Origin of the sequence: Ilumatobacter sp. (assembly GCF_030065885.1) — a bacterium.
Classification (GTDB): Bacteria; Actinomycetota; Acidimicrobiia; order Acidimicrobiales; family Ilumatobacteraceae; genus Ilumatobacter.
Genome location: NZ_JASJCS010000035.1, coordinates 1 through 26,913, shown reverse-complemented (window position 1 = coordinate 26,913; position 26,913 = coordinate 1). Strand labels below are relative to the sequence as shown.

Annotated in this window: 28 protein-coding genes; 16 read left to right on the top strand and 12 right to left on the bottom strand. The window is 70.7% G+C overall.

The genetic code is table 11. The annotated features are described in order from the left end of the window. The first annotated feature begins 244 nt into the window (after nucleotides 1–244). Entirely contained in the window at nucleotides 245–580 is a 336-nt protein-coding gene (locus QNJ12_RS10100; protein ID WP_300622431.1) for a DUF86 domain-containing protein, read from the top strand. Nucleotides 581–585: 5 nt separating this feature from the next. On the opposite strand, the gene QNJ12_RS10095 is transcribed toward QNJ12_RS10100, so the two are convergent. Further along, on the bottom strand, nucleotides 586–1,167 hold the full coding sequence (locus QNJ12_RS10095) for a TIGR00730 family Rossman fold protein (protein ID WP_300622429.1): 582 nt from the start codon (nucleotides 1,165–1,167) through the stop codon (nucleotides 586–588). A 65-nt stretch (nucleotides 1,168–1,232) separates the two neighbouring features. Between QNJ12_RS10095 and QNJ12_RS10090 the strand changes: the two genes are divergently transcribed. After that, the gene (locus QNJ12_RS10090) at nucleotides 1,233–2,906 is read left to right on the top strand and encodes an acyl-CoA dehydrogenase family protein (protein ID WP_300622427.1); all 1,674 of its coding nucleotides are present in this window, start codon (nucleotides 1,233–1,235) and stop codon (nucleotides 2,904–2,906) included. Between the two features lie 39 nt (nucleotides 2,907–2,945). Here QNJ12_RS10090 and QNJ12_RS10085 read toward each other — a convergent pair whose 3' ends face one another. Continuing rightward, nucleotides 2,946–3,629 carry an HAD family hydrolase gene (locus QNJ12_RS10085; protein WP_300622425.1) on the bottom strand — a complete coding sequence of 228 codons (684 nt, stop codon included), beginning with the start codon at nucleotides 3,627–3,629 and terminating at the stop codon, nucleotides 2,946–2,948. Between the two features lie 17 nt (nucleotides 3,630–3,646). Continuing rightward, complete coding sequence (locus QNJ12_RS10080) at nucleotides 3,647–4,912, bottom strand: hypothetical protein (protein WP_300622424.1); 1,266 nt, start codon at nucleotides 4,910–4,912, stop codon at nucleotides 3,647–3,649. Between the two features lie 120 nt (nucleotides 4,913–5,032). Here QNJ12_RS10080 and QNJ12_RS10075 point away from each other — a divergent pair, with 120 nt between their 5' ends. Beyond that, the gene (locus QNJ12_RS10075; protein WP_300622423.1) at nucleotides 5,033–5,317 is read left to right on the top strand and encodes a hypothetical protein; all 285 of its coding nucleotides are present in this window, start codon (nucleotides 5,033–5,035) and stop codon (nucleotides 5,315–5,317) included. A gap of 34 nt (nucleotides 5,318–5,351) precedes the next feature. Here the strand turns inward: QNJ12_RS10075 and QNJ12_RS10070 are convergent, their stop codons facing one another. After that, nucleotides 5,352–6,155 (bottom strand): hypothetical protein, encoded by an 804-nt coding sequence (locus QNJ12_RS10070; protein ID WP_300622422.1) that lies wholly within the window; start codon nucleotides 6,153–6,155, stop codon nucleotides 5,352–5,354. Between the two features lie 56 nt (nucleotides 6,156–6,211). Here QNJ12_RS10070 and QNJ12_RS10065 point away from each other — a divergent pair, with 56 nt between their 5' ends. The 4 genes from QNJ12_RS10065 to QNJ12_RS10050 are packed head-to-tail and all read left to right on the top strand — an operon-like array spanning nucleotide 6,212 to nucleotide 11,637. Beyond that, a complete protein-coding gene (locus QNJ12_RS10065) occupies nucleotides 6,212–6,700 on the top strand; it encodes a hypothetical protein (protein WP_300622421.1) in 489 nt (162 codons plus the stop codon). 2 nt (nucleotides 6,701–6,702) lie between these two features. After that, nucleotides 6,703–9,183: an ATP-dependent helicase HrpB gene (gene hrpB, locus QNJ12_RS10060; RefSeq protein WP_300622419.1), complete on the top strand. Its 2,481-nt coding sequence runs from the start codon at nucleotides 6,703–6,705 to the stop codon at nucleotides 9,181–9,183. A gap of 1 nt (nucleotide 9,184) precedes the next feature. Continuing rightward, nucleotides 9,185–9,925 (top strand): sulfite exporter TauE/SafE family protein, encoded by a 741-nt coding sequence (locus QNJ12_RS10055; protein WP_300622418.1) that lies wholly within the window; start codon nucleotides 9,185–9,187, stop codon nucleotides 9,923–9,925. Between the two features lie 47 nt (nucleotides 9,926–9,972). Then, nucleotides 9,973–11,637, top strand: a complete 1,665-nt coding sequence (locus QNJ12_RS10050) for a fumarate hydratase (RefSeq protein ID WP_300622416.1) — start codon at nucleotides 9,973–9,975, stop codon at nucleotides 11,635–11,637. A 9-nt stretch (nucleotides 11,638–11,646) separates the two neighbouring features. Here QNJ12_RS10050 and QNJ12_RS10045 read toward each other — a convergent pair whose 3' ends face one another. Continuing rightward, the gene (locus tag QNJ12_RS10045) at nucleotides 11,647–13,074 is read right to left on the bottom strand and encodes an NADH-ubiquinone oxidoreductase-F iron-sulfur binding region domain-containing protein (protein ID WP_300622414.1); all 1,428 of its coding nucleotides are present in this window, start codon (nucleotides 13,072–13,074) and stop codon (nucleotides 11,647–11,649) included. 95 nt (nucleotides 13,075–13,169) lie between these two features. On the opposite strand from QNJ12_RS10045, the gene QNJ12_RS10040 reads away from it, so the two are divergent. Beyond that, complete coding sequence (locus QNJ12_RS10040; RefSeq protein WP_300622412.1) at nucleotides 13,170–14,123, top strand: ATP cone domain-containing protein; 954 nt, start codon at nucleotides 13,170–13,172, stop codon at nucleotides 14,121–14,123. Then, nucleotides 14,120–14,734, top strand: a complete 615-nt coding sequence (locus QNJ12_RS10035) for an HAD family hydrolase (RefSeq protein WP_300622411.1) — start codon at nucleotides 14,120–14,122, stop codon at nucleotides 14,732–14,734. The genes QNJ12_RS10040 and QNJ12_RS10035 overlap by 4 nt, the downstream gene beginning before the upstream one ends. Before the next feature lie 209 nt (nucleotides 14,735–14,943). Here the strand turns inward: QNJ12_RS10035 and QNJ12_RS10030 are convergent, their stop codons facing one another. The 3 genes from QNJ12_RS10030 to QNJ12_RS10020 are packed head-to-tail and all read right to left on the bottom strand — an operon-like array spanning nucleotide 14,944 to nucleotide 15,820. Further along, nucleotides 14,944–15,264: a helix-turn-helix domain-containing protein gene (locus tag QNJ12_RS10030; protein WP_300622408.1), complete on the bottom strand. Its 321-nt coding sequence runs from the start codon at nucleotides 15,262–15,264 to the stop codon at nucleotides 14,944–14,946. A 53-nt stretch (nucleotides 15,265–15,317) separates the two neighbouring features. Then, nucleotides 15,318–15,563 carry a hypothetical protein gene (locus tag QNJ12_RS10025; protein ID WP_300622406.1) on the bottom strand — a complete coding sequence of 82 codons (246 nt, stop codon included), beginning with the start codon at nucleotides 15,561–15,563 and terminating at the stop codon, nucleotides 15,318–15,320. Continuing rightward, a complete protein-coding gene (locus tag QNJ12_RS10020; protein WP_300622404.1) occupies nucleotides 15,560–15,820 on the bottom strand; it encodes a hypothetical protein in 261 nt (86 codons plus the stop codon). The genes QNJ12_RS10025 and QNJ12_RS10020 overlap by 4 nt, the downstream gene beginning before the upstream one ends. Nucleotides 15,821–15,939: 119 nt before the next feature. Between QNJ12_RS10020 and mbhE the strand changes: the two genes are divergently transcribed. Genes mbhE through mnhG form a run of 6 tightly spaced genes read left to right on the top strand, consistent with a single transcriptional unit; the run spans nucleotide 15,940 to nucleotide 21,844 of the window. Continuing rightward, complete coding sequence (mbhE, locus tag QNJ12_RS10015) at nucleotides 15,940–18,789, top strand: hydrogen gas-evolving membrane-bound hydrogenase subunit E (protein WP_300622403.1); 2,850 nt, start codon at nucleotides 15,940–15,942, stop codon at nucleotides 18,787–18,789. After that, nucleotides 18,786–19,217, top strand: a complete 432-nt coding sequence (locus QNJ12_RS10010) for a sodium:proton antiporter (protein WP_300622401.1) — start codon at nucleotides 18,786–18,788, stop codon at nucleotides 19,215–19,217. Before mbhE ends, QNJ12_RS10010 begins: the two co-directional genes overlap by 4 nt. Next, entirely contained in the window at nucleotides 19,214–20,713 is a 1,500-nt protein-coding gene (locus QNJ12_RS10005) for a Na+/H+ antiporter subunit D (RefSeq protein WP_300622399.1), read from the top strand. The genes QNJ12_RS10010 and QNJ12_RS10005 overlap by 4 nt, the downstream gene beginning before the upstream one ends. Further along, nucleotides 20,710–21,264 (top strand): Na+/H+ antiporter subunit E, encoded by a 555-nt coding sequence (locus QNJ12_RS10000; protein ID WP_300622397.1) that lies wholly within the window; start codon nucleotides 20,710–20,712, stop codon nucleotides 21,262–21,264. The genes QNJ12_RS10005 and QNJ12_RS10000 overlap by 4 nt, the downstream gene beginning before the upstream one ends. Further along, nucleotides 21,261–21,512: a monovalent cation/H+ antiporter complex subunit F gene (locus tag QNJ12_RS09995; protein WP_300622395.1), complete on the top strand. Its 252-nt coding sequence runs from the start codon at nucleotides 21,261–21,263 to the stop codon at nucleotides 21,510–21,512. Before QNJ12_RS10000 ends, QNJ12_RS09995 begins: the two co-directional genes overlap by 4 nt. Continuing rightward, a complete protein-coding gene (gene mnhG / locus QNJ12_RS09990) occupies nucleotides 21,509–21,844 on the top strand; it encodes a monovalent cation/H(+) antiporter subunit G (protein WP_300622393.1) in 336 nt (111 codons plus the stop codon). Before QNJ12_RS09995 ends, mnhG begins: the two co-directional genes overlap by 4 nt. A 28-nt stretch (nucleotides 21,845–21,872) precedes the next feature. Here the strand turns inward: mnhG and QNJ12_RS09985 are convergent, their stop codons facing one another. Together QNJ12_RS09985 and QNJ12_RS09980 are read right to left on the bottom strand one after the other, a co-directional pair. Further along, nucleotides 21,873–23,573 (bottom strand): alpha/beta fold hydrolase, encoded by a 1,701-nt coding sequence (locus QNJ12_RS09985; RefSeq protein ID WP_300622391.1) that lies wholly within the window; start codon nucleotides 23,571–23,573, stop codon nucleotides 21,873–21,875. Between the two features lie 38 nt (nucleotides 23,574–23,611). Continuing rightward, nucleotides 23,612–25,228 (bottom strand): ABC-F family ATP-binding cassette domain-containing protein, encoded by a 1,617-nt coding sequence (locus tag QNJ12_RS09980; protein WP_300622389.1) that lies wholly within the window; start codon nucleotides 25,226–25,228, stop codon nucleotides 23,612–23,614. Nucleotides 25,229–25,252: 24 nt separating this feature from the next. On the opposite strand from QNJ12_RS09980, the gene QNJ12_RS09975 reads away from it, so the two are divergent. Next, complete coding sequence (locus QNJ12_RS09975) at nucleotides 25,253–25,669, top strand: DUF2752 domain-containing protein (protein WP_300622388.1); 417 nt, start codon at nucleotides 25,253–25,255, stop codon at nucleotides 25,667–25,669. A gap of 37 nt (nucleotides 25,670–25,706) precedes the next feature. Here the strand turns inward: QNJ12_RS09975 and QNJ12_RS09970 are convergent, their stop codons facing one another. Further along, the gene (locus QNJ12_RS09970) at nucleotides 25,707–26,555 is read right to left on the bottom strand and encodes a hypothetical protein (protein WP_300622386.1); all 849 of its coding nucleotides are present in this window, start codon (nucleotides 26,553–26,555) and stop codon (nucleotides 25,707–25,709) included. A 55-nt stretch (nucleotides 26,556–26,610) separates the two neighbouring features. After that, nucleotides 26,611–26,913: MscL family protein (locus QNJ12_RS09965; RefSeq protein ID WP_300622385.1), on the bottom strand; the 303-nt coding region annotated here is incomplete at its 5' end.

The following is a 26,913-nucleotide window of genomic DNA, read 5'->3' as shown; positions in this document are numbered from 1 at the left end:
CCGCTCGAGCTCGCCGGGCGGATCGCGCTCGAGGGCGAGCTGCTGTTCGACGACGATCCGCCCGCCCGCGTGCGCTGGGTCGCCGACACCCGCAAGATCTGGCTGGACGAGCGGCCGCGGTTCGAGCGCGCACACCGAGACTTCCTGGAGGCGGCCGCCCATGGTCGATGAGGGCCGCGTCGCGCGGCTCCTGCGGAGCGTCGGGGATCGAGCGGCTCGCCTGGATCGAGCGGCCAAGACGCCCGTGGGCGACCGTCACGAGCTGTGGCTCGACGGCGTGAAGTACCTGTTCGTGACGGCGATCGAGGGCTGCATCGACGTCGCCCAGCACATCACCTCGTCGGAGCGCCACCCCGCACCCGACACGAACGCAGCCGCGATCCGGTCGCTCGGCGCGCACGGCGTCATCGACGAGGACCTGGCGGCGAGCCTCGCTCGCGGCGTCGGGTTCCGGAACGTGCTCGTGCACCAGTACGTGGAAGTCGACGACCAGGTCGTGCTCGACTCACTGAACGACGTGGTGCAGCTCCACGCCTTCGTGCAGCAGATCAGCGACTGGCTGCTCGATCAACGCGGTTGATCCGCTCAGCGGACCGAGGGATCGGTCCACTTGCTCGGGCTGCCGGGAGCCGGGCCGGTGGCGATGCCGATCGCGTCGTGGATCGTCTCGGCGCGCTGGGCCATCGAGCGGTGCATGTCGTTGATCAGTCCCGATGAGACCGCGTCGTCGAAGAAGCGGAACAGCGAGCCGAAGTAGCCGTCGACGTCGAGGAACGCAACTGGCTTCGCGATCGTGCCGATCTGGTTCCAGGTCAAGATCTCCACGACCTCGTCGAGCGTGCCGAAGCCGCCGGGCAAGGCGATGAAGCCGTCGGCATGATCGGCCATGGCCGCCTTGCGGGTGTGCATCGAGTCGGTGACCAGCAGCTTGGTGAGCCCGTTGTGGCCGATCTCGCGCTCGACCAGCGCCTCGGGCATGAAGCCGAGCACCTCGCCGCCGGCTGCGAGCGCTGCGTCGGCCACCGCACCCATCAGCCCGACACGGCCGCCGCCGTAGACCAATCGGTGCCCGCCGCCGGCCAGTGCGGCGCCCAGTTCGCTCGCCGCCGATCGGAACGCCGGGTCGGCACCGTCGTTGGACCCGCAGAACACGCACACGCTCGCCATGCGTCACAGGTTGGCAGCTCGACTCGACCAGGCGGTGCACGGTTACTGCGCGGTAAGTTGGACCCATGGCCGACACGATCATCGACGCGAACGCCACGGGCGCGGCCAGTGGCGCCTCCCCCGCATCCGGCGCAGCACTCGCCGGCGACCTCGACGCGGCGGCCGCCGCGCTCACCGAGGCCGAGCAGGTCATCGCCGCTGCGATCACGCGGCTGACCGAGCTCGGCGGCCCGGACCAGCAACAGGTCTTCGCCTACGAGCTCGCACACGCCGGTGCCGGCATCACCACGGCGCGAGGTCTGCTCGACTACGGCGCGAAGGGCGAGGTCGAAGCCCGCTTGACCTGTGGTTTCGCGGCCGACGCGATCCACGATCTCAGCACCAAGCTGATCGGCCGCGAGACGCTGTGGGGCGTCGGTTCGGCATCGATCGCCAGCGACTTCGTCGCCCGCTACCGCGATCCCGAGTTCCTCGCATCGCTCGCCACGACGCCGGGTCCTCGCCATCTCAACGACGACATGGAGATGGTGCAGGACACGTTCCGGGCGTTCGCCGCCGACGTCGTCGCCCCCCACGCCGAGCACGTGCACCGCACGAACGGCGACGTGCCGGAGCAGATCGTCAGCGGGCTCGCCGAGATCGGTGCGTTCGGGCTGTCCGTGCCGGCCGACTACGGCGGGTTCAGCGAGGGCGGCGATGACGAGTACACCGCGATGGTGGTCGCCACCGAAGAGCTCAGCCGGGCCAGCCTCGGCATCGGCGGCTCGCTGATCACGCGTCCGGAGATCCTCACCCGTGCCCTCGTCAAGGGCGGCACCGAGGAGCAGAAGCTCGAGTGGCTGCCCAAGCTGGCTGCCGCCGAGGTGATGCCCGCTGTCGCCGTGACCGAACCGGACTACGGCTCCGACGTCGCCGGCATCAAGGTCACCGCGACCCCGGCGACCGGTCCTGACGGCGCCGACGGCTACGTGATCAACGGCGTCAAGACGTGGTGCACGTTCGGCGCCCGCGCCGAAGCCCTGGCGCTGCTCGCCCGCACCGATCCCGACCGCAGCAAGGGCCACCGCGGCCTCAGCCTCTTCATCGTGCCGAAGCCGCGCGGCGAGGCGCACGGCTTCCAGTTCAGCCAGGATCCGGTGACCGTCGACGGCGCCGAGCGCGTGGGCAAGATGGAGGGCCGCCCGATCGACACGATCGGGTACCGCGGCATGCACTCCTACGAGATCGCGCTCGAGGACTGGTGGGTGCCCGCCGAGAACCTCGTCGGCGGCGACGACGGGCTCGGCAAGGGCTTCTACCTCCAGATGGCCGGGTTCGAGAACGGCCGGCTGCAGACGGCGGCGCGGGCGGTCGGCGTGATGCAGGCCGCGTACGAGGCAGCGGTCGAGTACGCCGAGAACCGCAACGTCTTCGGCTCGAACATCATCGAGTACCAGCTCACGCAGGCCAAGCTCGGACGGATGGCGATGATCATCCAGGCCAGCCGCCAGTTCGCCTACGCCGTCGGCCAGATGATGGCCCGGGACGAGGGCGCGATGGAGGCCAGCATGATCAAGGCCTACGTCTGCAAGGCCGCCGAGTGGGTGGCCCGCGAAGCGCTGCAGATCCACGGTGGGTTCGGCTACGCCGAGGAGTACGAGGTCAGCCGTCTGTTCGTCGACGCCCGGGTCCTCTCGATCTTCGAGGGCGCCGACGAGACACTGTGCCTGAAGGTGATCGCGCGGCGCCTCACCGCCTGACCCGACGTTACAGATGGTGTCTGACACCATCTGTAACGTTCAGAACCAGTCGACGATGTCGCCGACGGCACGGATGCGCTCGAAGTCGGCGCTGTCGTGGTCGTCGTACGGGTCGATCAGCACCGGATGCAGGCCGGCCGCCGTGGCGGCGCCGATGTCCATCGTGACCGAGTCGCCGACGTACAGCACCCGATCACGGCTGAAGCCGTCGAAGTGCGGCAGCGCGTGGTCGAAGATCGCCGGATCGGGCTTCGCGACACCGACGACGTGGCTGTCGACGACGACCCGCATCGGAACGCCGTCGCCGTCTCCGACCTGGCAGATCCGGCTTCGCCGCAGCTGGTCCTCGATCTGACCGGAGGCGTTCGAGACCACGCCCATCGGCACGCCGGCGGCAGCCAGGGCCGCCAGCGCGGCGACCGTCTCGGGGATCGCCCACCGCCAGAGATGGGCGCTCCGGGTGGCGTCGAGCAGCGTTGCGGCGTGCTCGAGCTCGGCCGTGTGCACGCCGACCGAGGCGACGTACACGTCGTTGTACGAGTCCCAGTCACGCTCGGCCGAGCCCACGAGCGACTTGCGCGCCATGGCCGCGTAGTGGGCGCGCCGATGATCGTCGACGCGCTCGGAGCCGCCGAGCGGAGCGAGCAGTGGGACGAGCACGGTGGGGTCGGGCAGCACGAGCACCCCGCCCGCATCGAACAGCACTGCATCGAATCGGCTCATCACACCATCCTGGCGGGTCATCCGGCCAACAGGGCGGACACGTCGACGCCGCACTCGGTGAGGACGCCCGCGATCGCGACCGGGTCGTCGAGCAGGGCGGGATCGGACAGGTCGAGCCGGTCGACCAGGCAGCTCACCTGCTCGGCCGTGAGGTCCTCGGCGAACTGTTGGACGAGATCGGCGTCGACGAGGGCGTCGTCGGCGACGTCGACGCCGCACGCGGCGAACGCGTCGGCGAATGCACCGAAGTCCTCGGTGAGGTCGGGGTCGGTGACATCGATCTCGCCGAGCACGCACTCGGCCTCTGCCTGGGTGAATCCGAGATCTGTGAACTGATCGAGGATCTGCTGGCGGATCGAGCCGCCGATCATGTCGTCGACATCGCCGTCGCCGGCCTCGACCGCATCGCCGGCGCCGGCGACCCGTTCGACGCCGCACACCTCGACGTTGTAGCGCTCGATCACCTCGCCGGCGACCACCAGATCGCCGGCGGCGGCATTGAAGGCCGTGAGGTCGGCGTCGAGCAGGTCGTAGCCGGCGTCGCGCAGTGCGGCGTCGAGGTCTCGGAGACCGGACACCGTGGTGTCGACGGGGCCGGCGAGCTCGGCGGGCGCGTCGGGCTGCGCTGCCTCGAGCAGCCCGAGTGCGTCGGTCACGAACGACTCGAGCTGGTCGGGCGGGGAGGTCATCGCCGCCGCGAAGGTCGTGGCGGTGATGTCGACGTCCCTGGCGGCGACGCACCAGGGGGAGTCGGCATCCCCGGAGAATGCCGGCGGCGCGGTGCTTGCCGGCGACGCCGTCTCACCCTCGGCCCCGGGGGCGGCGGCGTCGGTGCCACTCACTGCGTCAGCGATCCCGGCCTCGCTCGGCTCGCACTCGGCGTCGTTGAACGCACGGATGCCGGCAGACGCGTCGTCGAGCTCGAACGACAGCGCCTCGAGCTCGGCCAGCTGATCGTCGTCGGCCCGGGCGAGGTCGAAGTCGACGCCGTCGAAGATCGCAGAGAAGCGATCGACGGCGTCGGCCATCTCGTCGACGTCGCCCGAGATCGCGGCCGGCGCGACATTGCGGCCCTCGGCGAGGATCGCACTCAGCTCGTCGAACGCCCCCCGGGCGCCGTCCTCGTCGAACATCTCGTCGCCGAACGTGTCCTCGGCGGTCTCGATCCGCTCGGCGACCGCGCACCACGCCTCGACCGACCCGCCGGCGTCGTCGTCGCCCGAGCTGCAGGCCGCTGCGGTGAGCAGCACCACGACACTCAGCCGAACGACCCGCCGGTTCATCGACCCGACGCTACCGGCGCGCGAGGGAGCCCAGCCGTTCGTTCGCCCGCAGACCCCAGCTGCTCACGAGCGCTCCGAGCACGAGCAGCGGCGGCCGCACCCGGCGATTACTGTTGTCGTATGGGTTTCCTCAACTGGGCGTTCGGGAAGCACCCGCCCAGGCCGCCCGACCCCGAGCGGACCTCCGAGGCTGCCTGGCTCCCCATGTGGCAGGCCCAGCTCGTGCTCCACGAGTTGTGGGAGCGGGAGATCCCCGCCGTCATGAGCGAGGACTTCACCTCGCACCTCCGGTTCGGCGCCCGAGAGCCGATGGCGCGCATCTACGTCATGGAGCCGCGCAAGGCCCAGGCCGAGGCGGTGATCGAGGAGCTCACGGGCTACCCGCCCGCCCACCAGGGCTTCTGACCGATCGATCGGCCCGTCGCCGAGTGGTGGTTCGTCAGAACGGACTCGCTCTGAGCAGCTCGGGCGCGCACGGAACGTCGGGGCGCAGCGCCGAGTCGACGTCGTCGCTCAGACCCTCGGCACCGGCGACGTGCGTCGCGAGGCCGACCGGGAGATCGTCGACGTCGAGATCCCAGACCGCCGACTCGCGCACGACACGCTCGGCGATCGCGTCGACGTATTCGATCGGCAGGCGGCGGCCGATGCCGGCGACCAACCACACAGGGACATCCACCGAACGGGCCACGGCAGCGATGACGTGCGACCCGACGGGGGCCAGCACACGCGACGGCGCCGCAGCCACGGCCTCGACCAACACGACGTCCGCGATCGACGCCGCGCGCGCCAGCGACTCGGCAGGGATCGGCTCGCACTCGACGTCGTAGCGCTCGAGGCGCTGCATGAACGACGAGGCTTCGTGACGACTGTCGGCGCACAGCACGGTGACGTCGCCTCGCCGCATCAGTGCGGCCCCGGCGACATCGGGCCAGCCGATCGTCAGCACCGTGGCCTCGTCGGGCAGTGCGGCGGCGACCGCCCTGGGCGTCCGGTCGTCCTCGATCTCGTCGGCGAGCTCCCAGGCGAGGCTGTTCGGGTCGTCGGCGGTGAGCAGGCGGGCGCACAGCCACCACAACGGGCCCGCATCAGGGTGCCGTTCGACGATCCGGCGACAGGCGACGACCAGCCCCGCCGGATCGGCCCGAAGCGACCCGAGGGCCACGGCGGCCTCACGAACGAGGGCCGAGGCGTCTGCACCGCGCGCCCGTGCGACGTATCGCAGATGCTCGATCGGATGCACGCTCGTACGGTAGGTGATGCTGGCGCAGATGGGGCACCCAGCTACGATCCGGCCCCGTGGTGACGAAACTGCCGACCGATCTCACCCTCGCCCCCCTCGACGGTCAACCACGTGATCTCGAGGAGTGGTTGACCACGTTCCACCTGGCCAGCGTCGTGCTCGACCCCTACACGAACGAGAGCTCGTGGCTGTTGAAGACCGCCGTGCGCATCCTCGAGGAGCTGCGGGGCTCGCACGCCCGCGTGAACTTCATCGTCACCGCCCGAGCGGAGGACACACGGACATTCCTCGGCCCGTTGGCCGACGAGTTCCTGGTGTTCTGTGACCCGGACCGCTCGGTCGTGACCGCGATGGGCCTCACCCAACTGCCGGCGTTCGTGTTCATCCGGGTCGACGCCGAGGCCGTCGCGATCGCCGAGGGGTGGAACGCCGACGAATGGCGCGAGGTCGCCGAGGCCGTCGCGGCCACCACGAGCTGGCGGGCACCGACGATTCCCGCCCCCGGCGATCCGGGCCCGTTCGCCGGCTCGCCAGCGCTCGGCTGAGCGTGGCCGCCAGCGAGCGCCGTCCCGACCTCCCCGACCTCCCGGTCGTCGAGACCTTCGACGCGATCCGCCGCGCGCTGTCCGCCAAACGCCAGGTGGTGCTGGTGGCCCCGCCGGGAGCCGGCAAGACGACGCTCGTGCCCCTCGCGCTCCTCGACGAGCCGTGGCTGGCGGGTCAGCGGATCGTCGTGCTCGAGCCACGCCGGCTCGCCACCCGAGCCGCGGCCCGGCGCATGGCCGACCTCCTCGGCGAGCCGGTCGGCTCGACGGTCGGGTACCAGACTCGCGACGAGCGACGACTGAGCGGGTCGACGCGCATCGAGGTCGTCACCGAGGGGATCCTGACCCGCCGGCTCCAGAACGATCCCGAGCTGCCAGGCGTCGGCGTCGTCATCTTCGACGAGGTGCACGAGCGCAATCTGACCACCGACCTGGGCCTCGCGCTCACGCTCGACGCCGCGGCCACGCTCCGTCCGGATCTCCGGATCGTCGCCATGTCCGCCACTCCGGACACCGCCGCACTGACGTCGGTGCTCCCCGATGTCGAGGTCGTCGCCAGTGACGGCCGGATGCACCCGGTCGACGTGCGATGGCTGCCGCGCCGCGGACGAGACCGCATCGAGGCCGCGACCGCTGCTGCCGTGCAGCAGGCGCTCCGTGACGAACCCGGCGACGTGCTCGTGTTCCTGCCGGGCATCGGCGAGATCATGCGCACCAAGCAGGCGCTCGAGGGCACCGTCGGGTCGGATGTCGACGTCCATCCGCTCGCCGGCGCCCTGTCGCTGGCCGAGCAGGACGCCGCCCTGGCCGGTCCGCAGCCCGGTCGTCGTCGCGTCGTGCTCGCGACCGACATCGCCGAGACGTCGTTGACGGTCGAAGGCGTGCGCGTCGTGGTCGATTCCGGGCTCGCACGTGCCCCCCGCTTCGACGTCCGGACCGGCATGACGCGCCTGACGACGATCACCACCAGCCGCTCGTCGGCCGATCAGCGAGCCGGCCGCGCCGGGCGGCTCGAACCCGGGGCCGCCTACCGGCTGTGGAGCAAGGTCGAGCACGGATCGCGCGCGGCCCACCGGACCCCCGAGATCGACGACGTCGACCTCGCCGGACTCGTCCTCGAGGTCGCCGCCTGGGGCACCCCGATCGACGACCTGTCGTTCATGACGCCGCCCCCGGCCAAGGCCGTCCGGTCGGCCCAGCAGCTGCTGACCGAGCTCGGCGCGCTCGCGGGCGGGCGGCTGACCGACACCGGTCGCTCGATGCTCGGATTGCCCGTTCACCCCCGCCTCGCCCGGATGCTGGTCGCCGAGCCGTCACCGCTCGGCTGCGCGCTCGCTGCGGTGATCGACGAGCGCGACGTGATGCGCGGTCGGTCCGAGGAGGTGCCGACGGACCTCGGCCTCAGGCTCCGCCTGATCGCCGGGCGAGGCGGCCACGACCTCGCCGACGGCCGAGCCGTCCGGCGGCTCCGCGACCGCGCGGCCGACATCGCTCGGCGGCTGGGCGTGCGCTTCGACACCGACCTGATCGACGCCGACCGAGCGGGCGCGGTGCTGCTCGCCGCGTTCCCCGATCGGCTCGCCGCGCGACGGCGGCCCGGCCAGTTCCAGCTGCGCAACGGGCAGGGCGCCTGGTTGCCCGACGACGACGTGCTGGCGCACGAGCCGTTCGTCGTCGCCGCCGATCTCGACGGCCGGCGCGGCCGAGCCCGAATCCGACTCGCTGCCGGCCTCGACGCCGACGAGGTCGCGATGGCCTTCGGCGATGAGGTCGAGGAGGCCGCGCGGCTGGAGTGGGACACCGGGCGCGACGATCTCGTCGAGCGGGTCGAGCGGCGGCTCGGCGCGATGCAGCTCGGCGCGACGACACGGCGACCGTCGCCCGGGGACGCCACGACCGCCGCCCTGATGGACCGCGTCCGAGCGACCGGGCTCGCGATCCTCGGCTGGTCGGGTGCCTCGATCTCGCTCCGCCAGCGCGTCGACTTCCTCCATCGCACGCTCGGCGAGCCGTGGCCCGACTGGAGCATCGAACGGCTCACCGCGACGCTCGACGAGTGGCTGGCGCCCTACCTCCCCGGCGCCACACGCCGCGCCGACCTCGAAGGTGTCGATCTCGCGACGGTGCTCCGGTCACAGCTCCCGTGGCCCGAGGGCGCGGACCTCGATCGCCTCGCGCCACCGGCGCTCGAGCTGCCGACGGGCCGCGCCGTGCCGATCGGCTACGACGGCGACGAGCCATCGGCCAGCGTCCGGGTGCAGGACCTCTTCGGAACGACCGAACACCCCGAGGCAGGCGGGCGGCCGATCGTGCTGCACCTCCTCTCCCCCGCCGACCGACCGATCCAGGTCACCGCCGACCTTCCCGGCTTCTGGGCCGGCAGCTGGTCCGAGGTCCGCAAGGAGCTCGCCGGTCGCTACCCGAAGCACCAGTGGCCCGACGACCCCGCCACCGCGGCGCCCAGGCGTCTCAAGGACCGCTGAGGTGGTCGCCGCCCAGATCATCGGCCTCGACGTCTGGCTCGCGCTCGTGTGCGTCGTGATCGTGCTGGTCGGCTCGGGGCTGCAGGCATCGATCGGCATCGGGCTCGGCCTGCTGGCGGCCCCCACGCTCACGCTGATCGACGCCGACTTCGTGCCCGGCGCACTCGTGCTCGCCAACGTGCCGCTCGTCGTGGGGATGACCGTCCGCGAGCACCATCACGTCGACCGCGGCGGCATCGGGCGCGCCTCGGCGGGCCGCCTGGTCGGGGCCGTCGTGGGCGCCTGGGTCGCGGCGACGGCGGGGGCCGGGGTCATCGCATCGATCATCGGCGTGACGGTCCTGCTCGCCGTCGCTGCGTCGGCCGGCGGCGTGCGGTTCACCCCGACGCCGAACAGCCTCACCGTCGCCGGGACGGCGGCGGGCTTCACCGGCACGGCCGCGGGGATCGGCGGACCGCCGATGGCGATCACGTACCAGCACGCCGACCCGCGGGTGCTCCGGTCGTCCCTGGCGGCCTTCAACACGATCGGATCGGCGATGACCATCACCGGTCTCGTCGTCGCCGGCGTGATCGGCGAGCGCGAGCTCCAGCTCGGCCTGCTGCTCGTGCCCGGCATCCTGCTCGGGCTCTGGAGCGGGAAGTACACGATCGCACGGCTGCCACCTGCCCGGGTGCGGACGTACGTCCTCGTCGCCTGTGCCGCGTCCGCCCTCACCCTGCTGATCCGCCAGCTCGTCTGAACGCGGTCACCTGTGTCGCCCCCGCACCGCGCACGTAGGGTTTGGCCATGTCCGCTGACGACGAATTCGCGTTCACCGAACTGCTGCCCCTCGGCGACGACGACACGCCCTACCGGCTGGTCACGACCGATGGCGTGTCGACGTTCGAGACACCCGAGGGCACGTTCCTCAAGGTCGAACCCGAGGCGATCCGGGCGCTCACGGCCGCTGCGATGTACGACATCGCTCACTTCCTCCGGCCCGGGCACCTGCAGCAGGTGCGCGACATCCTCGACGACCCCGAGGCCAGCGCCAACGACCGGTTCGTCGCCACCGACCTCCTGAAGAACGCAGCGATCTCGGCGGGCGGCGTGCTCCCGATGTGCCAGGACACCGGCACCGCCATCGTCAAGGGCAAGAAGGGCCAGTTCGTGTTCACCGGCGGCGGCGACGAGCAGGCCGTCGCCCGGGGCATCGAGGACACGTACCTCACCAGCAACCTGCGCTACAGCCAGATGGCCCCGCTCACCATGTACGAGGAGCGCAACACCGGCAACAACCTGCCCGCCGAGATCAAGATCTCGGCGGTCGACGGCGACGCCTACAAGTTCCTCTTCATCGCCAAAGGCGGCGGCAGCGCCAACAAGAGCTTCCTCTACCAGGAGACCAAGGCGCTGTTGAACGAGGCGACGCTCCTGCCATGGGTGTTCGAGAAGATGCAGACCCTCGGGACGGCGGCCTGCCCGCCGTACCACCTGGCGGTCGTGATCGGTGGCACGTCGGCCGAGTTCGCGGTCGAGACGGCCAAGCTGGCGTCGACCAAGTACCTCGACTCGCTCCCGACCGAGGGGTCCGCGCTCGGGCACGGCTTCCGAGACCTCGAGCTCGAGGGGAAGCTGCTCGAGCTCGCCCGGACCACCGGGATCGGCGCCCAGTTCGGCGGCAAGTACTTCGCCCACGACGTGCGCGTCGTGCGGCTGCCGCGTCACGGTGCGAGCTGCCCGGTCGCGATCGCGGTGTCGTGCTCGGCTGACCGGCAAGCGCTCGGCAAGATCACCCGCGACGGCGTGTTCCTCGAGCAGCTCGAGACCGACCCGGCCCGCTTCCTGCCCGAGACCACCGAGGAGGACCTCGACGACGAGGCGGTCGTCCACGTCGACCTCAACCGGCCGATGGCCGACATCCTCGCCGAGCTGTCGAACCACCCGGTGAGGACCCGCGTGATGCTGACCGGGCCGATCGTCGTCGGCCGCGACATCGCCCACGCCAAGATCAAGGAACGCCTCGACGCGGGTGAACCGATGCCCGACTACCTGCGCGACCACTGCATCTACTACGCCGGTCCCGCCAAGACACCCGAGGGCTACGCGTCGGGATCGTTCGGCCCGACCACGGCGGGTCGGATGGACTCGTACGTCGAGCAGTTCCAGGCAGCGGGCGGTTCGATGATCATGCTCGCCAAGGGCAACCGGTCACAGCAGGTGACCGACTCGTGCAAGGAGCACGGCGGCTTCTACCTCGGATCGATCGGCGGACCAGCCGCTCGACTGGCGCTCGACAACATCACCAAGGTCGAGGTGCTCGAGTACCCCGAGCTCGGCATGGAAGCGATCTGGAAGATCGAGGTGCGCGACTTCCCGGCGTTCATCGTCGTCGACGACAAGGGCAACGACTTCTTCCAACAGGTTCGCGCCGAGGCGTCCGAGCGGGTCGCGAGGGTCAGCCTCGGCTGAGGCACGCGCTCACACCGCCGGCTCCCTCACGACGCGAGGACCGAGCCGGACGGGCGTCTCGGCGTAGGTCCAGTCGGGCTGCTTGAGGAGCATCTCGGCGTCGACGACGGCGACGCCGTCGACGAGGTCGACGAGCTTCGGGAGCACGACGTCCGGGTCGCCCGGCGCACCGCCTGCCCGCTCGTCGAGATCGTCGGGGAAGCGCTGCAGCAGACTGGTGATCAGCCGCTGCTCTTGGACGGGCAGATAGCACCGACCGCCGTCGGTGACCGTCTCGAGGCTCCGCCGGAGCCGCCACAGCGCACGCTCGGAGATCTCGCCGTCCAGGACCAGCTGCTCGAGCGCGACCGTGATGTCGAACGTGCCGCCCTTGCACGCGTTGCACTGCCCGCAGGACTCGACATGGAGGAACCGCGAGACCTGGTGGGCGACATCGACCATGTTGCGCGTGTCGTCGTACACGACGAACCCGGCCGAGCCGAGCCCCCCGCCAGCGGCCGCGAGCGCCTCGTAGGTCATGGGCGCATCGAGCGCGTCGCCGACCAGTACCGGGTTCGACACGCCGGACAGCACCGCCTTGATGCGACGGCCCGGACCGACCCCGCCCGCGAGCTCGTCGATGACCTCGCGCAGCGGATGACCGAGCTCGACCTCGGCGACGACGGCACGCCGGACATCGCCGGTGATCGTGACGATGGTCGGCCCGGGCGAGGAGTCGGCGCCCAACGAGCGGTACCACTCGGAGCCGTGCTGCATCACGAGTGCCACGTGGGCGTACGTCTCGACGTTGTTGACGAGCGAGGGGTTGGACCCACCGCTCCCGTCGTCGGTGCCGGCCGACCAGCCGAGCTGGGGCTCGGCCGAGAAGAGTCCGTATTGGTACGGCGGGAGGTGACGCGGCAGCGGCTCCTCCCCCTCGATGACCTCGAGCAGCGCGGTCTCCTCGCCGTAGAGGTAGTGATCGGGCCCGCGCACGACCACCACCTCGACGCCGTCCAGCCAGCCGGCCTCCCGGAGCTCGCCGACGGCGCGCTCGAGCGCCGACAACTCGGTTGCGTAGGCCGCCTTGGTGGCGACGATCACGCGGCTGGCACCGACCGTGTGAGCGGCGACGAGCGCACCCTCGAGCACGAGGTAGGGGTTGGCTCGCAACAGCGCCCGGTCCTTGAACGTGCCCGGCTCGCCCTCGGCGGCATTGACGACGACGTCGACGCGATCGCCGCGCGTCGGCTCCGACAGGACACTGCGCCACTTGCGTCCGGTGGGGAAGCCGGCGCCCCCGCGGCCGCGCACGCCGGCCTCGTCGATCGCGTCCAGGACGGCAGCCGGTCCGGATTCGAGGGCGCGACGCAACCCCAGCCCCCCGCCGGCCTCGAGGAACGAAGGGAGGCTCGTGATCGGGGCGTCGGGCAGGGCGTGGAAGGTTCGCATCGACATGCAGATATCATATCTGTAATAGGTCTTTTGTGTTTACCTCTTTTGGATTTGTGTGTATGGTGAGGGGAGAGTTCCTCGACCGCCGGAAGGACACCATGCCCCTCGATCTCCAGCTCACCGACCCGTCGATCGTCGTCGTCGATCGCAGCGGCGAACGCCTCCCCTACTCGCGGGGCATCATGGCCACCAGCCTGCTGGCGACCGGCGTCAGCACCGAGGAGGCGTACCGGCTGGCGTCGTCCATCCAGGCCGAGCTGCACCGTGACAGCGGCCGGGAGCTGCCGGCCGAGGAGCTCGTCGAGATCACGGAAGCGATCCTGCGGTCGCGGGAGGGCGGCGACGCGATCGCCGAGCGGTGGATGGCGTGGCGCACCGCCAAACGAACCGGTCGCCCGCTCGTGATCGCACTCGGCGGTGCCCCAGGCGTCGGCAAGAGCACGTTCGCCACCCGGCTCGCCGTCCGGCTGGGCATCACGCGCATCGTCACCACCGATGCGATCCGGGAGGTTCTCCGCACGGTGGTCCCCGCAGCCGTCCTCTCCGAGCTCCACGCCTCGACGTTCGAGCTCACAGACGCTCCCGGTCGGGACGGGTTCGCGTCGTTCGACCGTCAGTGCGACGTGGTGACGTCGGCCATGACGTCGGTCGCACAGCGGCTGGCCGCTGAGCACCGCTCGATGATCGCCGAGGGCGTCCACCTCGTGCCCGGTGCGCTGACCACCGCACTCGCCGATCACCCGGCGGCGCCGATCGTCGTCGAGCGCCTCGCGATCGCACCGGCGGGCACCCACGCCGCCAACCTCCGCCAGCGCGCAACGTCCGAGCCACTGCGCGGCGGCGAGCGCCACGTGGGGTCGTTCGATCGGATACGAGCCATCAGCGACCACCTCGTCGACACCGCCGCCGAAACCGGCACCGGCGTGGTCGACGTCGGTCTGGCCGGCGAGATGACGCAGGACATCGTCGACGAGATCGTCGCTCGGGCGGCCGCGTCGCCGCCCGTAGCGCCGGCCTCCGGGACGGATCCCTCCCGCCCGGAGGCCGCATGAGCGACATGCAACGCCGCGACCTGATCGTCCTCGATGCCCACGGCGTGGTATTCAATCGCCCCTTCCCCGGCTTCGTTCGCGATCTCGCCATCCGGTGCGGGTTCGACCCCGCCGAGCACTGGGGCCGCTGGAAGGGCGTCTGGCGCGAGCCGTTCTGGGGCGGCCGGCTGACGAGTCGCGAGCTGTGGGCGCAGCTCGCTCCCGGCCTCGACCACCGCGTGCTGGAGGCAGAGCTCGAGGCCCGATTCGAGCCTGGCCCGCTCTTCGATGCCGTCACCGCCGGTGATCGGCCGCTCTGGCTGCTGTCGAACCACCGCTCGGAGTGGCTGCTCCCGCGGCTGCAGCGCTTCGGTCTGGCCGACCGGTTCGAGCGCGTGCTGGTCTCCGACGCCATCGGTGCGGCGAAGCCGACACCCGCCGCCTTCGACGAGCTGGTCGCCGAGTCCGCTCGGCGGCGCGTGCTGTTCGTCGACGACAACGAGACCAACGTCGAGGCCGCCCGACGTCTCGGACTGCGCGCCGCCCGGGTCGACACGGTCCCGATCGACCCGGCCGTCTGGGGTGCCACTCGGGCTCGCGTCCTACGGCCGTCGCTGGAGGGGGCCGCATGACCGACGACCCGTTCACCCCGAGCGTCGACGACATCGTCGCCCGCGATCGCGGCCACATCACCGGAGGCGGTGACGCCGGACTCGCCCTGCGCCGACGCGCCGTGCGGCCGTCGTGACGTTCCTGGGCGCTCGCATCACCGGCGTCGTCGATGGAGTCGACGAGGCCCAGCTGCGTCCGGTCGGCGACGAGTGAACCGGCCGCCGGGCGGTCAGGAAGCGGTGCGGCTCATCTCGGCCGGCTCGTTGACCGTCCGGAGGATGTCGTCCACCGAACGGTCGGACTCGAGCGGGTGCCGGAGCGGCTGATCGGCCTCGACGTGGTACCGGTTACGCCGCCCGATCCGCTCGCGCCGCAGATACCCGCCGGCCTCGAGGTCGTGGAGGATGCGCTGCACCGCCCCCTCGGTGATGCCGACGAGCTGGGCGATGTCACGTTGCCGAAGCCCGGGGTCGCGGCTGATCGCGATCAGGACGTGGGCGTGGTTGGTGAAGAAGGTCCATGACGGGCGCGTGTGGCCGGGCAACGCCATGATCCGATCATAGGTCTTGGATTGGGTGCTTTGCGGCGCACCGCCTCGGACGATCACGCCGCGACCGGCCGACGGCCGCGACGCTGCGGGCGATCGCGAGGCAGGAGACGGGACGGACGCAGCTCGATCCGGACCGGCTGCAGCCGATCCGCGACCGGGCGGTCGGCGCAGACGATCAGCCACAGCGGGCCCATGAGCGCCCCGGCCGCCACCCAGGCGCCGGCACGCTCGTGCCCGTCGGTCAGTGCGGCGATCACGCCGCAGGCCGACCAGACGAGGGCGATCGACAAGGCGGTCATGCAGCTCTCCTCTCGGTGACGGGGTGCAAGCGCTCGCGCAGCCAGAGGTAGCGCCGCTGGTACGACCGGAAGTCGTCGAGCGTCACGGAGGCGCCGGCTGCGCAGCGGCGGGCGAGTCGCTCGAGGTCGCCGTCGAGGCGGTGCAGCTCGGCGAGCAGGTCCTCGCGGATCGACGGGCTGACATGGGGCTCGACACCCCTCAGCGCGCCGACCCGGGCGACGAGGTCGTCGAGGTGCGTCTGAGCGCTCCGGGTCATGACGGAACGTATGGCGGGATACGTCTGACCATCCATATGTGCCATTCTAGACATACCATTTGAAATAGGTCAATCTAGTTGGTGGATTCTCCCGGTAGTCTTCGCGCAACAACCGAGGCGTGCCGGGAAGTCGGGTCGGCGTCACCGTCTTGATCCTGACCGTCCTGCTCCTCCACCTCGTGCTCGGTACGGGCATCGTCGCGGCCGGGGACCGCCTCGGTCGGCGTGGGTTCGCGATCGCCGCCATCGCTCCGCTCGTCTCGCTCGGCTGGCTAGCCACCCGCGCCGGCGATGCCATCGACGGCGAGCCCGCGAGCCAGCGCATCGAGTGGATCCCGCAACTCGACCTCGCGCTCGAGCTCCGACTCGACGCGCTCGGGGTGGTGATGGTGGGTCTCGTGTCGGGCATCGGCCTCCTCGTCTGCATCTACGCCGTCGGCTACTTCTCACACCCGAAGCCCGGGACCGCGCGGCTCGCCGGGCTGCTGACGCTGTTCGCCGGCGCGATGCTCGGCGTCGTCCTCTCGGACCACCTCCTGGCGCTGTTCGTCTTCTGGGAGCTGACGTCGGTCACCTCCTACCTCCTCATCGGCAACGACGACACCAACCCGCGCACGCGCGACTCGGCGCTCAACGCGCTGCTGATCACCGGGGCCGGCGGGTTGGCGCTGCTGGCCGGCCTCGTGCTGATCGGGCAGGCCGCCGACACCTATCGCATGAGCGAGCTCGTCGCCGCGGCACCGTCCGGCACGACGGTCGAGGTCGGGGTCGTCCTCGTCCTGGTCGGAGCGTTCACGAAGTCGGCGCAGCTGCCGTTCGCAGGCTGGCTGCCCGGCGCGATGGTCGCGCCGACGCCGATCAGCACCTACCTGCACGCCGCCACGATGGTGAAGGCCGGGGTGTACCTGGTCGCCCGCCTCTCGCCGGCGCTCGCCGACGTCGGCAGCTGGCGAACCCTCGTGCTCGTCGTCTCCTCGGCGACGATGATCGTCGGTGGCTGGCGGGCACTGCGTCAGCACGATCTCAAGCTGCTGCTCGCATACGGCACGGTGAGCCAGCTCGGCTTCATGATGCTGCTGTTCGGGATGGGAGCGTCCGCCCTCGCCCAGGCCGGCGTGATCGTGCTGCTCGCTCACGGTGCCTTCAAGGCCGCACTCTTCATGGTCGTCGGCATCGTCGACCACCAGGTCGGGACGCGCGACGTCCGCCGGCTGCACGGTTTCGGCACGGCGTGGCGCCCGATCGTCGTCGTGAGCGTGCTCGCCGCCGCGTCGATGGCCGGGTTCCCGCCGCTCCTCGGGTTCATCGCGAAGGAGAAGGGCCTCGACGCCGCCCTCGACGGCGACTTCGGTGGCGCCACGGCGTTGGTGGTCGTGCTCGTGGTCGGGTCGATCCTGACGTTCGCCTACTCGGGCCGGTTCGTGCTCGGCGTCATGGGACGGCTCGGCACCGACGAGCACGAGCCCGCGACCCCGACTGCGCCGGCCCCAACGTGGTCGTTCGCCGGCCCGGCCGTGCTGCTCGCGGCGTTCTCGCTCGCGGCGGGCGTCGCCCCCGTGCTGGTGGACGAGCTCGTGCGGGCCGGCACGACGGCGATCGACGCCGCCGCCAAGCCGAAGGACGTCGTGCTCTGGGCCGGCTTCAACACCGCGTTCGTGTTGTCGCTCGTGATCATCGGTGCCGGCGCTGCGCTGGTCGTCGCCCGTGCGGCGGTCGAGCGTGCGCAGGTCGCGTTCCACGGCGTGATCGCGCCGCTGCCCGACAGCGATCGGGTGTTCTGGGCTGCGGTGACGGGGACGCTGGCGTTCGCCAAGCGGTGCACGCGGATCGTCCAGAACGGGTCACTCCCGGTGTACCTGATGGTCATCCTGGGGGTGGCGGCGATCGCGCCGGCCGTGCCGGCGATCGGCGAGGTCGGCGACCTCCCCGACTGGGTCGGACCGTGGGAGCACATCCCGATCGCCGTGGTCATCGTGACTGCGGCGCTCGGCGCGACCATCGTCCGACGGCGCATCGCGGCGGCGCTGCTGCTCGGTGGCGTCGGGCTGGCGATGGCGGGCTTCTACGTGGTGCAGGGCGCGCCCGACCTCGCGCTCACGCAGTTCGCGATCGAGACGCTCGCCACCGTGCTCTTCGTGCTCGTCCTGCGGTTCCTGCCGCGCCGGTTCGCGGATCCGCGCGCCGCCGTCACGGCGCCCGTCCGCATCGCAGTCGCCGTGACGGTGGGCATCAGCGTTTTCGTGCTCGCGCTGGTCGCGACCGACGCGCGCCAGGACGTCGCCCGGCCGTCGGTGTCGGAGGAGATGCTCGAGCGCTCGGTGCCCGACGGCAAGGGCTCGAATGTCGTCAACGTCATCCTCGTCGACTTCCGTGGTCTCGACACGCTCGGCGAGATCACGGTGCTCGTCGTGGCCGGGCTCGGCCTCGTGGCCCTGGCACGGGTGGCACGGCGACCCGGCGCCGCCGGCGGAGGTGGCCACGCCCCATTCGCCCGCCTGCCCGTCGTCGACACGTCGTCGCGCCTGCTGTTCGGCAGCATCCTCGTGCTGTCGCTGTACTTCCTGTTCGCCGGCCACAACCAACCCGGCGGCGGGTTCGTCGGTGGGCTCACCGCCGGCGCCGCGATCAGCCTGCGGTACGTGGCCGGTGGGGTGTCGGCGGTGCGCAAGTCGCTGCGCGTCAAGCCGTGGACCGTGCTCGGCGGCGGCCTCATCGTCGCGGCGTCGACGGCGATCGTGCCGCTGCTGACCGGCAACTCGCTGCTCGAGCACGCCGACTTCGAGGAGGAGCTGCCGATCCTCGGCACGGTCAAGACGACGTCGGCCCTGCCCTTCGACATCGGCGTGTACCTCGTGGTCGTCGGGCTCGTCCTGATGGCCTACGAGGCGTTCGGCGACGACGCCGAACCGGACGACGAGAACGGCGCAGACGAGGCTGCGCCTGTCGCAGCATCGGCGGTGGGAACGTGACGGTGCTGCTGGCGCTCGTCACGGCCGTGCTGTTCGCCTGCGGCAGCTGGCTGCTCATGCAGCGCCGGCTGTCGCGCATCATCATCGGCATCGGCCTGCTCGGACACGGCGCCAACCTGCTGCTGGTCACCGGCGGTGGCGGGCCGGGCCGCTCGCCGATCATCGGCGAGGGCACCGGCGACTACGCCGACCCCCTCCCCCAGGCGCTTGCGCTGACGGCGATCGTGATCACGTTCGGTGTGACGGCGTTCCTGCTCGCGCTGGGCTTCCGCAGCTGGCAGCTGACACGCGACGACCGGGTCGAGGACGACGTCGAGGACCGCCTGGTCGCCCGACGGGCGGCCGAGGGCGCGGAAGGAGAGCCGATCGAGGAGGCGCCGGCGACGGACTTCGAGGACGGCGAGGTCCCGACCGGAGGGACGCCATGAGCACACTCGTCCCCCTGCCGGTGGTCGTCCCGCTGATCGCAGCTGCGCTGTCGATCGTGACCGGCCGTTTCCGTGCCGCACAACGGGTGATCAGCGTCGGGGCGCTCACTGCCGTGTTCGGCGTGAGCATCGCGCTCCTCGTCGGCGCCGACGACGACGGCTTCGTCGTGCACCGCTCCGGCGGCTGGCCGGCCAGCATCGGCATCAGCCTCGTCGTCGACCGGCTGGCCGGGTTAATGCTCGTCGTGTCGTCACTGGTCCTGCTCGCCGTGCTGCTCTACGCCATCGGCCAGGCCGGCGAGGAGAGCCGCCGCGTCGGCTTCCACCCGGTCTACCTCGTGCTCGCCGCCGGCGTGTCGGCGAGCTTCGTCACCGCCGACCTGTTCAACCTGTTCGTGGCGTTCGAGATGATGCTGGCGGCCAGCTACGTGCTGATCACGTTCGGCGGGCGACCTGACCAGGTGCGGTCGGGCATGAGCTACGTCGTCATCAGCCTGGTCGCATCGACGCTCTTCATCACGATGCTCGCCCTGCTCTACGCGAGCACCGGCACGGTCAACATGGCCGACCTCGCCGTTCGCCTCGGCGAGGTCGATCCGGGCGTCCGCAACGCGTTCGCGCTCGCTCTCCTCGTGGTGTTCGGCATCAAGGCCGGCTTGTTCCCGCTGTTCTTCTGGCTGCCCGACAGCTACCCGACGGCGCCCGGGCCGGTCACGGCGATCTTCGCCGGCCTGCTCACCAAGGTCGGCGTCTACGCGATCATCCGCACCCAGACCCTGCTGTTCGACACGCCCGACTGGATGGGCACGGTGCTCGTGGTCGTGGCGGTGCTGACGATGGTCGTCGGCGTGCTCGGCGCCATCGCCCAGGACGACATGAAACGCATCCTCGCGTTCCACATCATCAGCCAGATCGGCTACATGATCTTCGGGCTCGGGCTGTTCACCGTGGCCGGCGTGGCCGGCGCCGTCTTCTACATCGTGCACCACATCATCGTGAAGACCGCGCTGTTCCTCGTCAGCGGGCTGGTGGCGAGGCGGGCGGGTTCGAGCCGGCTCTCCGAGGTCGGCGGGCTCGTGCGGTCGGCACCGATCGTCGCCGTGCTGTTCGCCGTACCGGCGCTGAGCCTGGCCGGCCTGCCACCCTTCTCGGGCTTCCTCGCCAAGTTCGCCCTCGTCGACGCCGGGCTCGATGCGAGCTCGTGGATCGCCGTCGCCGCCAGTCTCGCCGTCGGGATGCTGACCCTGTTCTCGATGACGAAGATCTGGTCGGGCGCGTTCTGGGGCGAGCCGGACGAGGAGCCACGCCGGGAACCGCGGGTCCAGGGCCGGCTCGGGGTGCCGCTCGGGATGGCGCTCCCCACCGCCGTGCTGGCGCTGGCATCGATCGCCGTCAGCATCTGGGCGGGCGCGCTCTACGACGTGTCCGAGCGGGCGAGCCTCGATCTGCTCGATCCGGGCCGCTACGTCGAGGCGATCCTGGAGGTCGAGCCGTGACCCGCGCCTCCGGCATCGTCGTGTGGCTGATCGCCCTGTGGGTGCTGCTGTGGGGTGACCTCAGCTGGGCCAACGTGCTGAGCGGGGCCGTCGTCGCCGTCGTCGTCGTCACCGTGGCTCGCCTGCCGCGGCTGGCCCGCCGCCGCGATGCCGACGTCGCCCGCGTCAGCCTTCCCGCCACGCTCTGGTTCGGCGTGTACGTGCTGTACAAGCTGGTCGAGTCGAACGTCGTGCTGGCGTGGGAGATCGTGACGCCCCGCAACCGCATCAACGCCGGTGTCGTGGCGGTGCCGCTCCGGACGGAGTCGCGGATGGCGATGATGACGGTCGCGAACGTGATCACGCTGACGCCGGGCACGATGACGATCGAGGTCGCCGGTTCGCCGCCCGTGATCTACGTCAACGTGCTGCACCTCCACGACATCGAGGACGTCCGGCGCGACCTGCTGCGGATCGAGGAGCTCTCGGTGCGGGCGTTCGGCTCTCGCGCCGCTCGAGCCCAGCTCGCCGACCAGACCTCCGATCGAATCGACGAAGGGAGCCCGGCTTGATCGCCACCGCCTACGTCATCCTCGCCCTCGCCGCCGTGCTGTTCGTCGTGCGGCTGCTGGTCGGCCCGACCGTGCCCGACCGCGTCGTCGCCCTCGACGGCCTGCTGATCACGGTGATGTGCGGGGTGCTCGTGGCCGCCGCCGACCAGCGGTCGGCGGTGGGCATCGACACCGTGCTGGTCGTCGCCCTGCTCGGCTTCATCGGCACCGGCGTGCTCGCCCGCTACGTCGAGCAACGGGGCGGATGATGGACATCATCGGAGGGATCTTCCTGATCGTCGGGGCGCTGTTCATCCTGCTCGCCGGCGTCGGCGTCGTCCGCTTCGACGACATCTACGCCCGCATGCACGCCGGCGCCAAGGCGCCGGCACTCGGCGTCCTGGCGATCGGCGTCGGCGCTGCGCTGACGATCCGGACCACGATCGCCGTCGGCGCGGTCGTCCTGGTGATCGTCCTGCAGCTGATCGCGGGGCCGGTCGGCGCCCACATCCTCGCCCGCTCGGTGTACCGCGAGCTGCGACCCGACCTCGACGGCCCCGACGAGCTGGCCGAGGCCGAGGCAGGCGACCGGACCGGCTGAGCCAGGGCCGAGGCGAACCGGCTGCCGCCTACCCGCAGGCCGCCACGGCCGCTTCGCGAGCCGCGACGTAGTCACTCGACTCCACGCCGAGGATCGCATGCGTCGCGACCCGGTCGCCGGCGCCGGACAGCTCGAGCGCGAGGCAGTCGGCGTTGCGCTCACCACGACCGTCCAGGGCTTCTGCGATCAGACTCTCGGCGTAGAAGGGCGGCAGCTCGAACAGGTACTCGGCGGTGTCCTCCAAGCCCTCCGCGAACGGCACGAAGTCGCAGGTCGTCCCGTCATCGGGCACGACGTCGTCGAGCAGATACTCGACCACCGCGTCGTCGATGCAGAACGTGTTCGACACGAACGCAGTGTGCGCCACGCCGTCCCAGTTGAGCACGACCGCGTCACCCAGGGCGTCACGCATCTGCTCGGCATGCTGGATCGGGGTCGCTGGATCGTACGCCGTCCCGATCACGAGGATCGGGTGCCGGACGTCGACGGTGTCGATCGCCCCGACCTGCAACAGGTTGGCGGGCATTCCCGAACACACATCGGGAACCTCGGGGTGCTTGCGGAAGTCGGCGCAGTAGATGACCGATCGTGCGATCGACTCGTTCGAGGCGCGCAGGTCCACGACATCGCCGAAGTAGAGGGGTGAGACCTCGTAGAGATCGGCGAGCGCGTCGAGCGTCGACGCGTCGCCCGCTCGGGCGTCCTCCAGCCCGGTCGCCAGCAGACCCCAGTTGAACGGATCGAACATCGCAGCGTCCACGATCGCCTCGAGCTGCAGTGCGTCGATCGACCGCTGACCTGGGTACGTGTCGGTCGGCAGGTCCTGCACCGCCACGACGAGTGCGTCGAACGCGTCACCGCTGTCGCCGAGGTCGCAGAGCGTCGTGGCGTCGCAGAGCTCGAAGAACCGGGAACGGGCGGTGCCGTAGCCGTCGTCCGCGTACCAGGGCTCGCCGAGCACGACCGGCGCGTCGAGCGTCCCGCTGACCGGCGACACCGGCCCGTCCAGGACGAATCGGCCGACACCCTCGGGGTGGGCGTTGGCGTAGGCGGCACCCAGGTAGGTGCCATAGCTGTACCCGACGTAGTCGAGTCGCTCTTGCTCGAGCGCGACACGCAAGGCCTCGAGATCGGCAACGTGGTTGGGGGTCGACATGTGCGCCATCAGCTGCCCCGTCGACTCCGCGCACCTGGCGAGCAGATCGGTGTCGGACCACCGCGCGCCGCGCGGGCAGGTCACGCTCGGCTCGGACCGTCCGACGCCACGGGGGTCCCACGAGACGACGTCGTAGAGCCGGAGGAGATCGATCGGCAGGAACTCGGCGAACTGCCACACGTACTCGACCCCGCCCGCACCGGGACCGCCGGGCGACACGAGCAGCGCACGACCACCGCTCCGGCTCCCCGGGCGGCGCGTGACGGCGATGTCGACGGTGGGACCACTCGGGTCACCCGGATCCATCGGCGCCGTCAGGACGCCGCACTCCCACGACTCGAGTGACGGCGCGTCCAGCCCCGACTCCTCACACGGCTCGAACTCGACGGTCGGCGTCGCGGGAAGCGTCGTCGTCGTGGCGGGCTCATCGAGTGGGGACGTCGTCGTGGGCGGAACCGTGGTGGGCGGCGCGGTCGGACTGGTGACGGCACCGAGCGTCGACACGCCCTGGTCGGCACACGCGGCGAGGGCGAACACGACCGCCACGAACGCAACGGCCGAGCGTCGGCGCACGGACCGCACGCGCGCTCCGGGGGCGTCGCCACGCTCGCTCACGCCAGGCTCACCAACTCGAGCCAGTCGTCGTTGAAGTAGTCGACGGCGCCGTCGGGCATCAGCAGCACCTTGGTGGGGTCGAGCTCGGTCACGAACTCGGTGTCGTGGCTGACGAAGATGATCGACCCCGGCCAGCTCTTCAACGAATCGGCGACGGCCTGGCGGGACGGCGGGTCGAGGTTGTTGGTGGGCTCGTCGAGCAGCAGCAGGTTGTTGCGACCGACCATCAGCATCGCCAGCGCGAGCTTGGTCTTCTCGCCACCCGACAGCGTGCCGGCCTCCTGGAACACCTTGTCGCCGGACAACCCGAACATGCCGAGCAGACCGCGAAGCTCGGTCTCGGTCAGGTTGACGTCGGCGGGCACGTCGGCGCGGATGTTGTCGAGCAGCGTCGTCGCAACGTCGAGATTGTCGTGCTCTTGTGCGTAGTAGCCGGGCGTGACGTGGTAGCCGAACTCGAAGTGGCCGAGGTCGGCGTCGGTCTCGCCGGCGAGGATCCGCAAGAGGCTCGTCTTGCCGGCGCCGTTGAGGCCCAGCACGAGCAGCCGCTCACCCCGGCCGAGATCGAATCCCACGTCCTCGAACACCGGCGGGCCGCCGTAGCCCTTGCAGAGCCCCGCTGCCTCGATGACGGTCTGGCCGCACGAGGGTGGGTCGGGGAACCGCACCGTGATCGACTTGGCGTTCCTGGGCGCGTCGACCTTGTCGGCCTCGAGTCGAGCGATCCGCTTCTCCATGCTGTGGGCCATCGACGCCTTGGTCGCCTTGGCGCCGAAGCGATCGACGACCGTCTGGAGCCGGTTGATCTCCTTGGCCTGCAGCGCCGCTTGCTTGGCCAGCCGCTTCTCGTCCTCGGCGCGCGCCGTGAGGTACTGGCCGTACGTGCCCCGGTACTCGACGACGGTGCCGGTGGCGGCCTCGGTCGGCCGGTCGAGATGGATCACCCGCGTGATCGCCTCGTCGAGCAGGTCGAGGTCGTGGCTGATGACCAGCAGCGCGCCCCGGTACTGCCGGAGGAAGCCCATCAACCAGGTCTTCGCGTCGAGGTCGAGGTGGTTGGTCGGCTCGTCGAGGCACAGCACGTCGCTCCCCGCGAACAGGATCCGCGCCAGTTCGACCCGGCGGCGCTCACCACCCGACAGCACGCCGATCGGCAACTCGATCCGGTCCTCACCGATGCCCAGGCCGGCGGCGAGCGACCGCGCCTCACTCTCGGCGGAGTACCCGCCGTTGATCCGGAACGCCTCCTCGGCGCGGCTGTAGCGCTCGACGTTCCGATCGCTCGGGGTCTCCTCCATCGCGATCCGGAGCTTCTCGATGCGCACGATCTCGTTGTCGATGCCGCGGCCCGAGAGCACATGCTGCACGGCCGTCCGGGCGTCGTGGTCGCCCTCGATGCGCGGGTCCTGCGGCAGGTAGCCGAACCCGCCCTTGCGGACGACATCACCCGACGCCGCATCGGACGCGCCGCCGAGCACACGGAACAGCGATGTCTTGCCGGCGCCGTTGCGGCCGACGATGCCGACCTTGTCCTTGGGCATGACCGTGAAGCTCAGGCCGTCGACGAGCACGCGACCACCCACTTCGACCGAGAGCGCACGCGCCTGCAACACGGCGTCAGGCTACGGTGGTGGCCCATGACGGCCACGCTCACCTCGCCGCAGCGGCCGTCGCTCGCGGCGCCGATGGCGGTCGGCTGCTGCCTCGCCGCCGGCACCGCATACGTCGTCGCCGACGATCCGTCCGACGGCGGCTTCCTGCCCTGCCCGTTCCGCACGCTGACCGGCCTCTGGTGCCCCGGATGCGGGGTGACCCGCGCCACCCACCATCTCTTCCGCGGCGACATCGTCCAGGCGTTGCGCTTCAACGCGTTCGTCGTGGTGATCCTCGCCTCCCTCGCCGCAGTCTGGCTCGGCTGGACGCTGCACGCCGCCGGCAGATCGGTTCGATGGGCAGCACGCATCCCCGTGTGGGCCCAGGTCGCCGCCGGCGCCGTGCTGTTCGCCTTCGCAGTCGTGCGCAACGTGCCGGGCATCGACGGCCTCCGCGGCTGAACCGTCGCGTGCAGACGGCCGCGTCGGCGCCGCAGCCTCAGAGCACGATCGCGGTGTCGTCGGTGAACATCGACGGCAGGCACTCCCCCGGTGGATCCTCCGGAGCACGATCGAGCTCGGCAGCCGTGAAGATCACCAGCCGGTCGCTGCCGTCCTCGGTGAGCTGGGGCCCGCCGTCGACGAGCAGCAGGTCGGGATCGGCCGCGGCCAGCTCGGCCCAGTCGACGACGACCACGTGGCGATGGAACCGCGGACGTTCGCGGATGAACTCGTTCAAGGCGGTTCGGTCCTCGTCGACCTCGGTGAGCGTGTAGACGATCACCGGGCGCGGCGCTGCATCGACGATCAGCTCGTCGAACTGGCGGGCGAACGCCTCGCGGTCGCCGTCGAACTGGTTGCCGAGCATGATCGCCACGACGTCGAAGTCCTCGTCGTCGTCGTCCTCCGACAACCGGACATCGAACACCTGGCGCCCGAACTCGACGAACCTCCCGGGCTCGGCGGCGATCTCGACGTCCCAACCGAAGCCGTTGAGGGCGTCGCACATCGCGCCGTCGAACCGTGGTGCGGTCGACGCCATGATCTCGTCACCGACGAAAAGCACGCGGTTCCCGAAGACCAGCTCGCCGATCGGACCGTCGATCGGACCGGTCGGCGCGGTGGTCGGCGGCGAGGATTCGGGGGGTGTGGTCGGCGGTGCCGGCGGAGGTTCGACATCGGACAGCGGCGGGGGCAGATCCCCGATGGCGACGGTCTCGGAGATCGCCGTCGCACGCGTCGACGTCGCCCCGTCGCCGCCGCACCCCGCAACGACAGCGAGCCACACCACCGCAGCTGCCAGGACGGCAGCTCGAGATGGTGTGGCTCGTCGGTCCGCCCTGCTCATGCAGGGCACATTGAAGCGGATCGGCGGGCTCGCCGGCCAGCGAGCCCGCATGCGATCAGCGGTTCTGCAGACCGTCGCGGATCTCGGTGAGCAGGTCGATCTCGGAGGGACCGGCTTCTTCTTCCTCGGCGTTCTTCATGTTGTTGTAGGCCTTGACCATCAAGAACAAGATGAACGCGACGACCACGAAGCTGATCGCGGCGTCGATGACGAGACCGATGCTGATCCGGGCGTCGCCGATGTCGAATCCGATGTTGGTGAACGTGGACTCGCCGAAGATCGCGGCGATGATCGGGTTGATCACGCCGTCGAGGAGGGCCTCGACGATCTTCTGGAAGTACAGGGCCATGATCAGGCC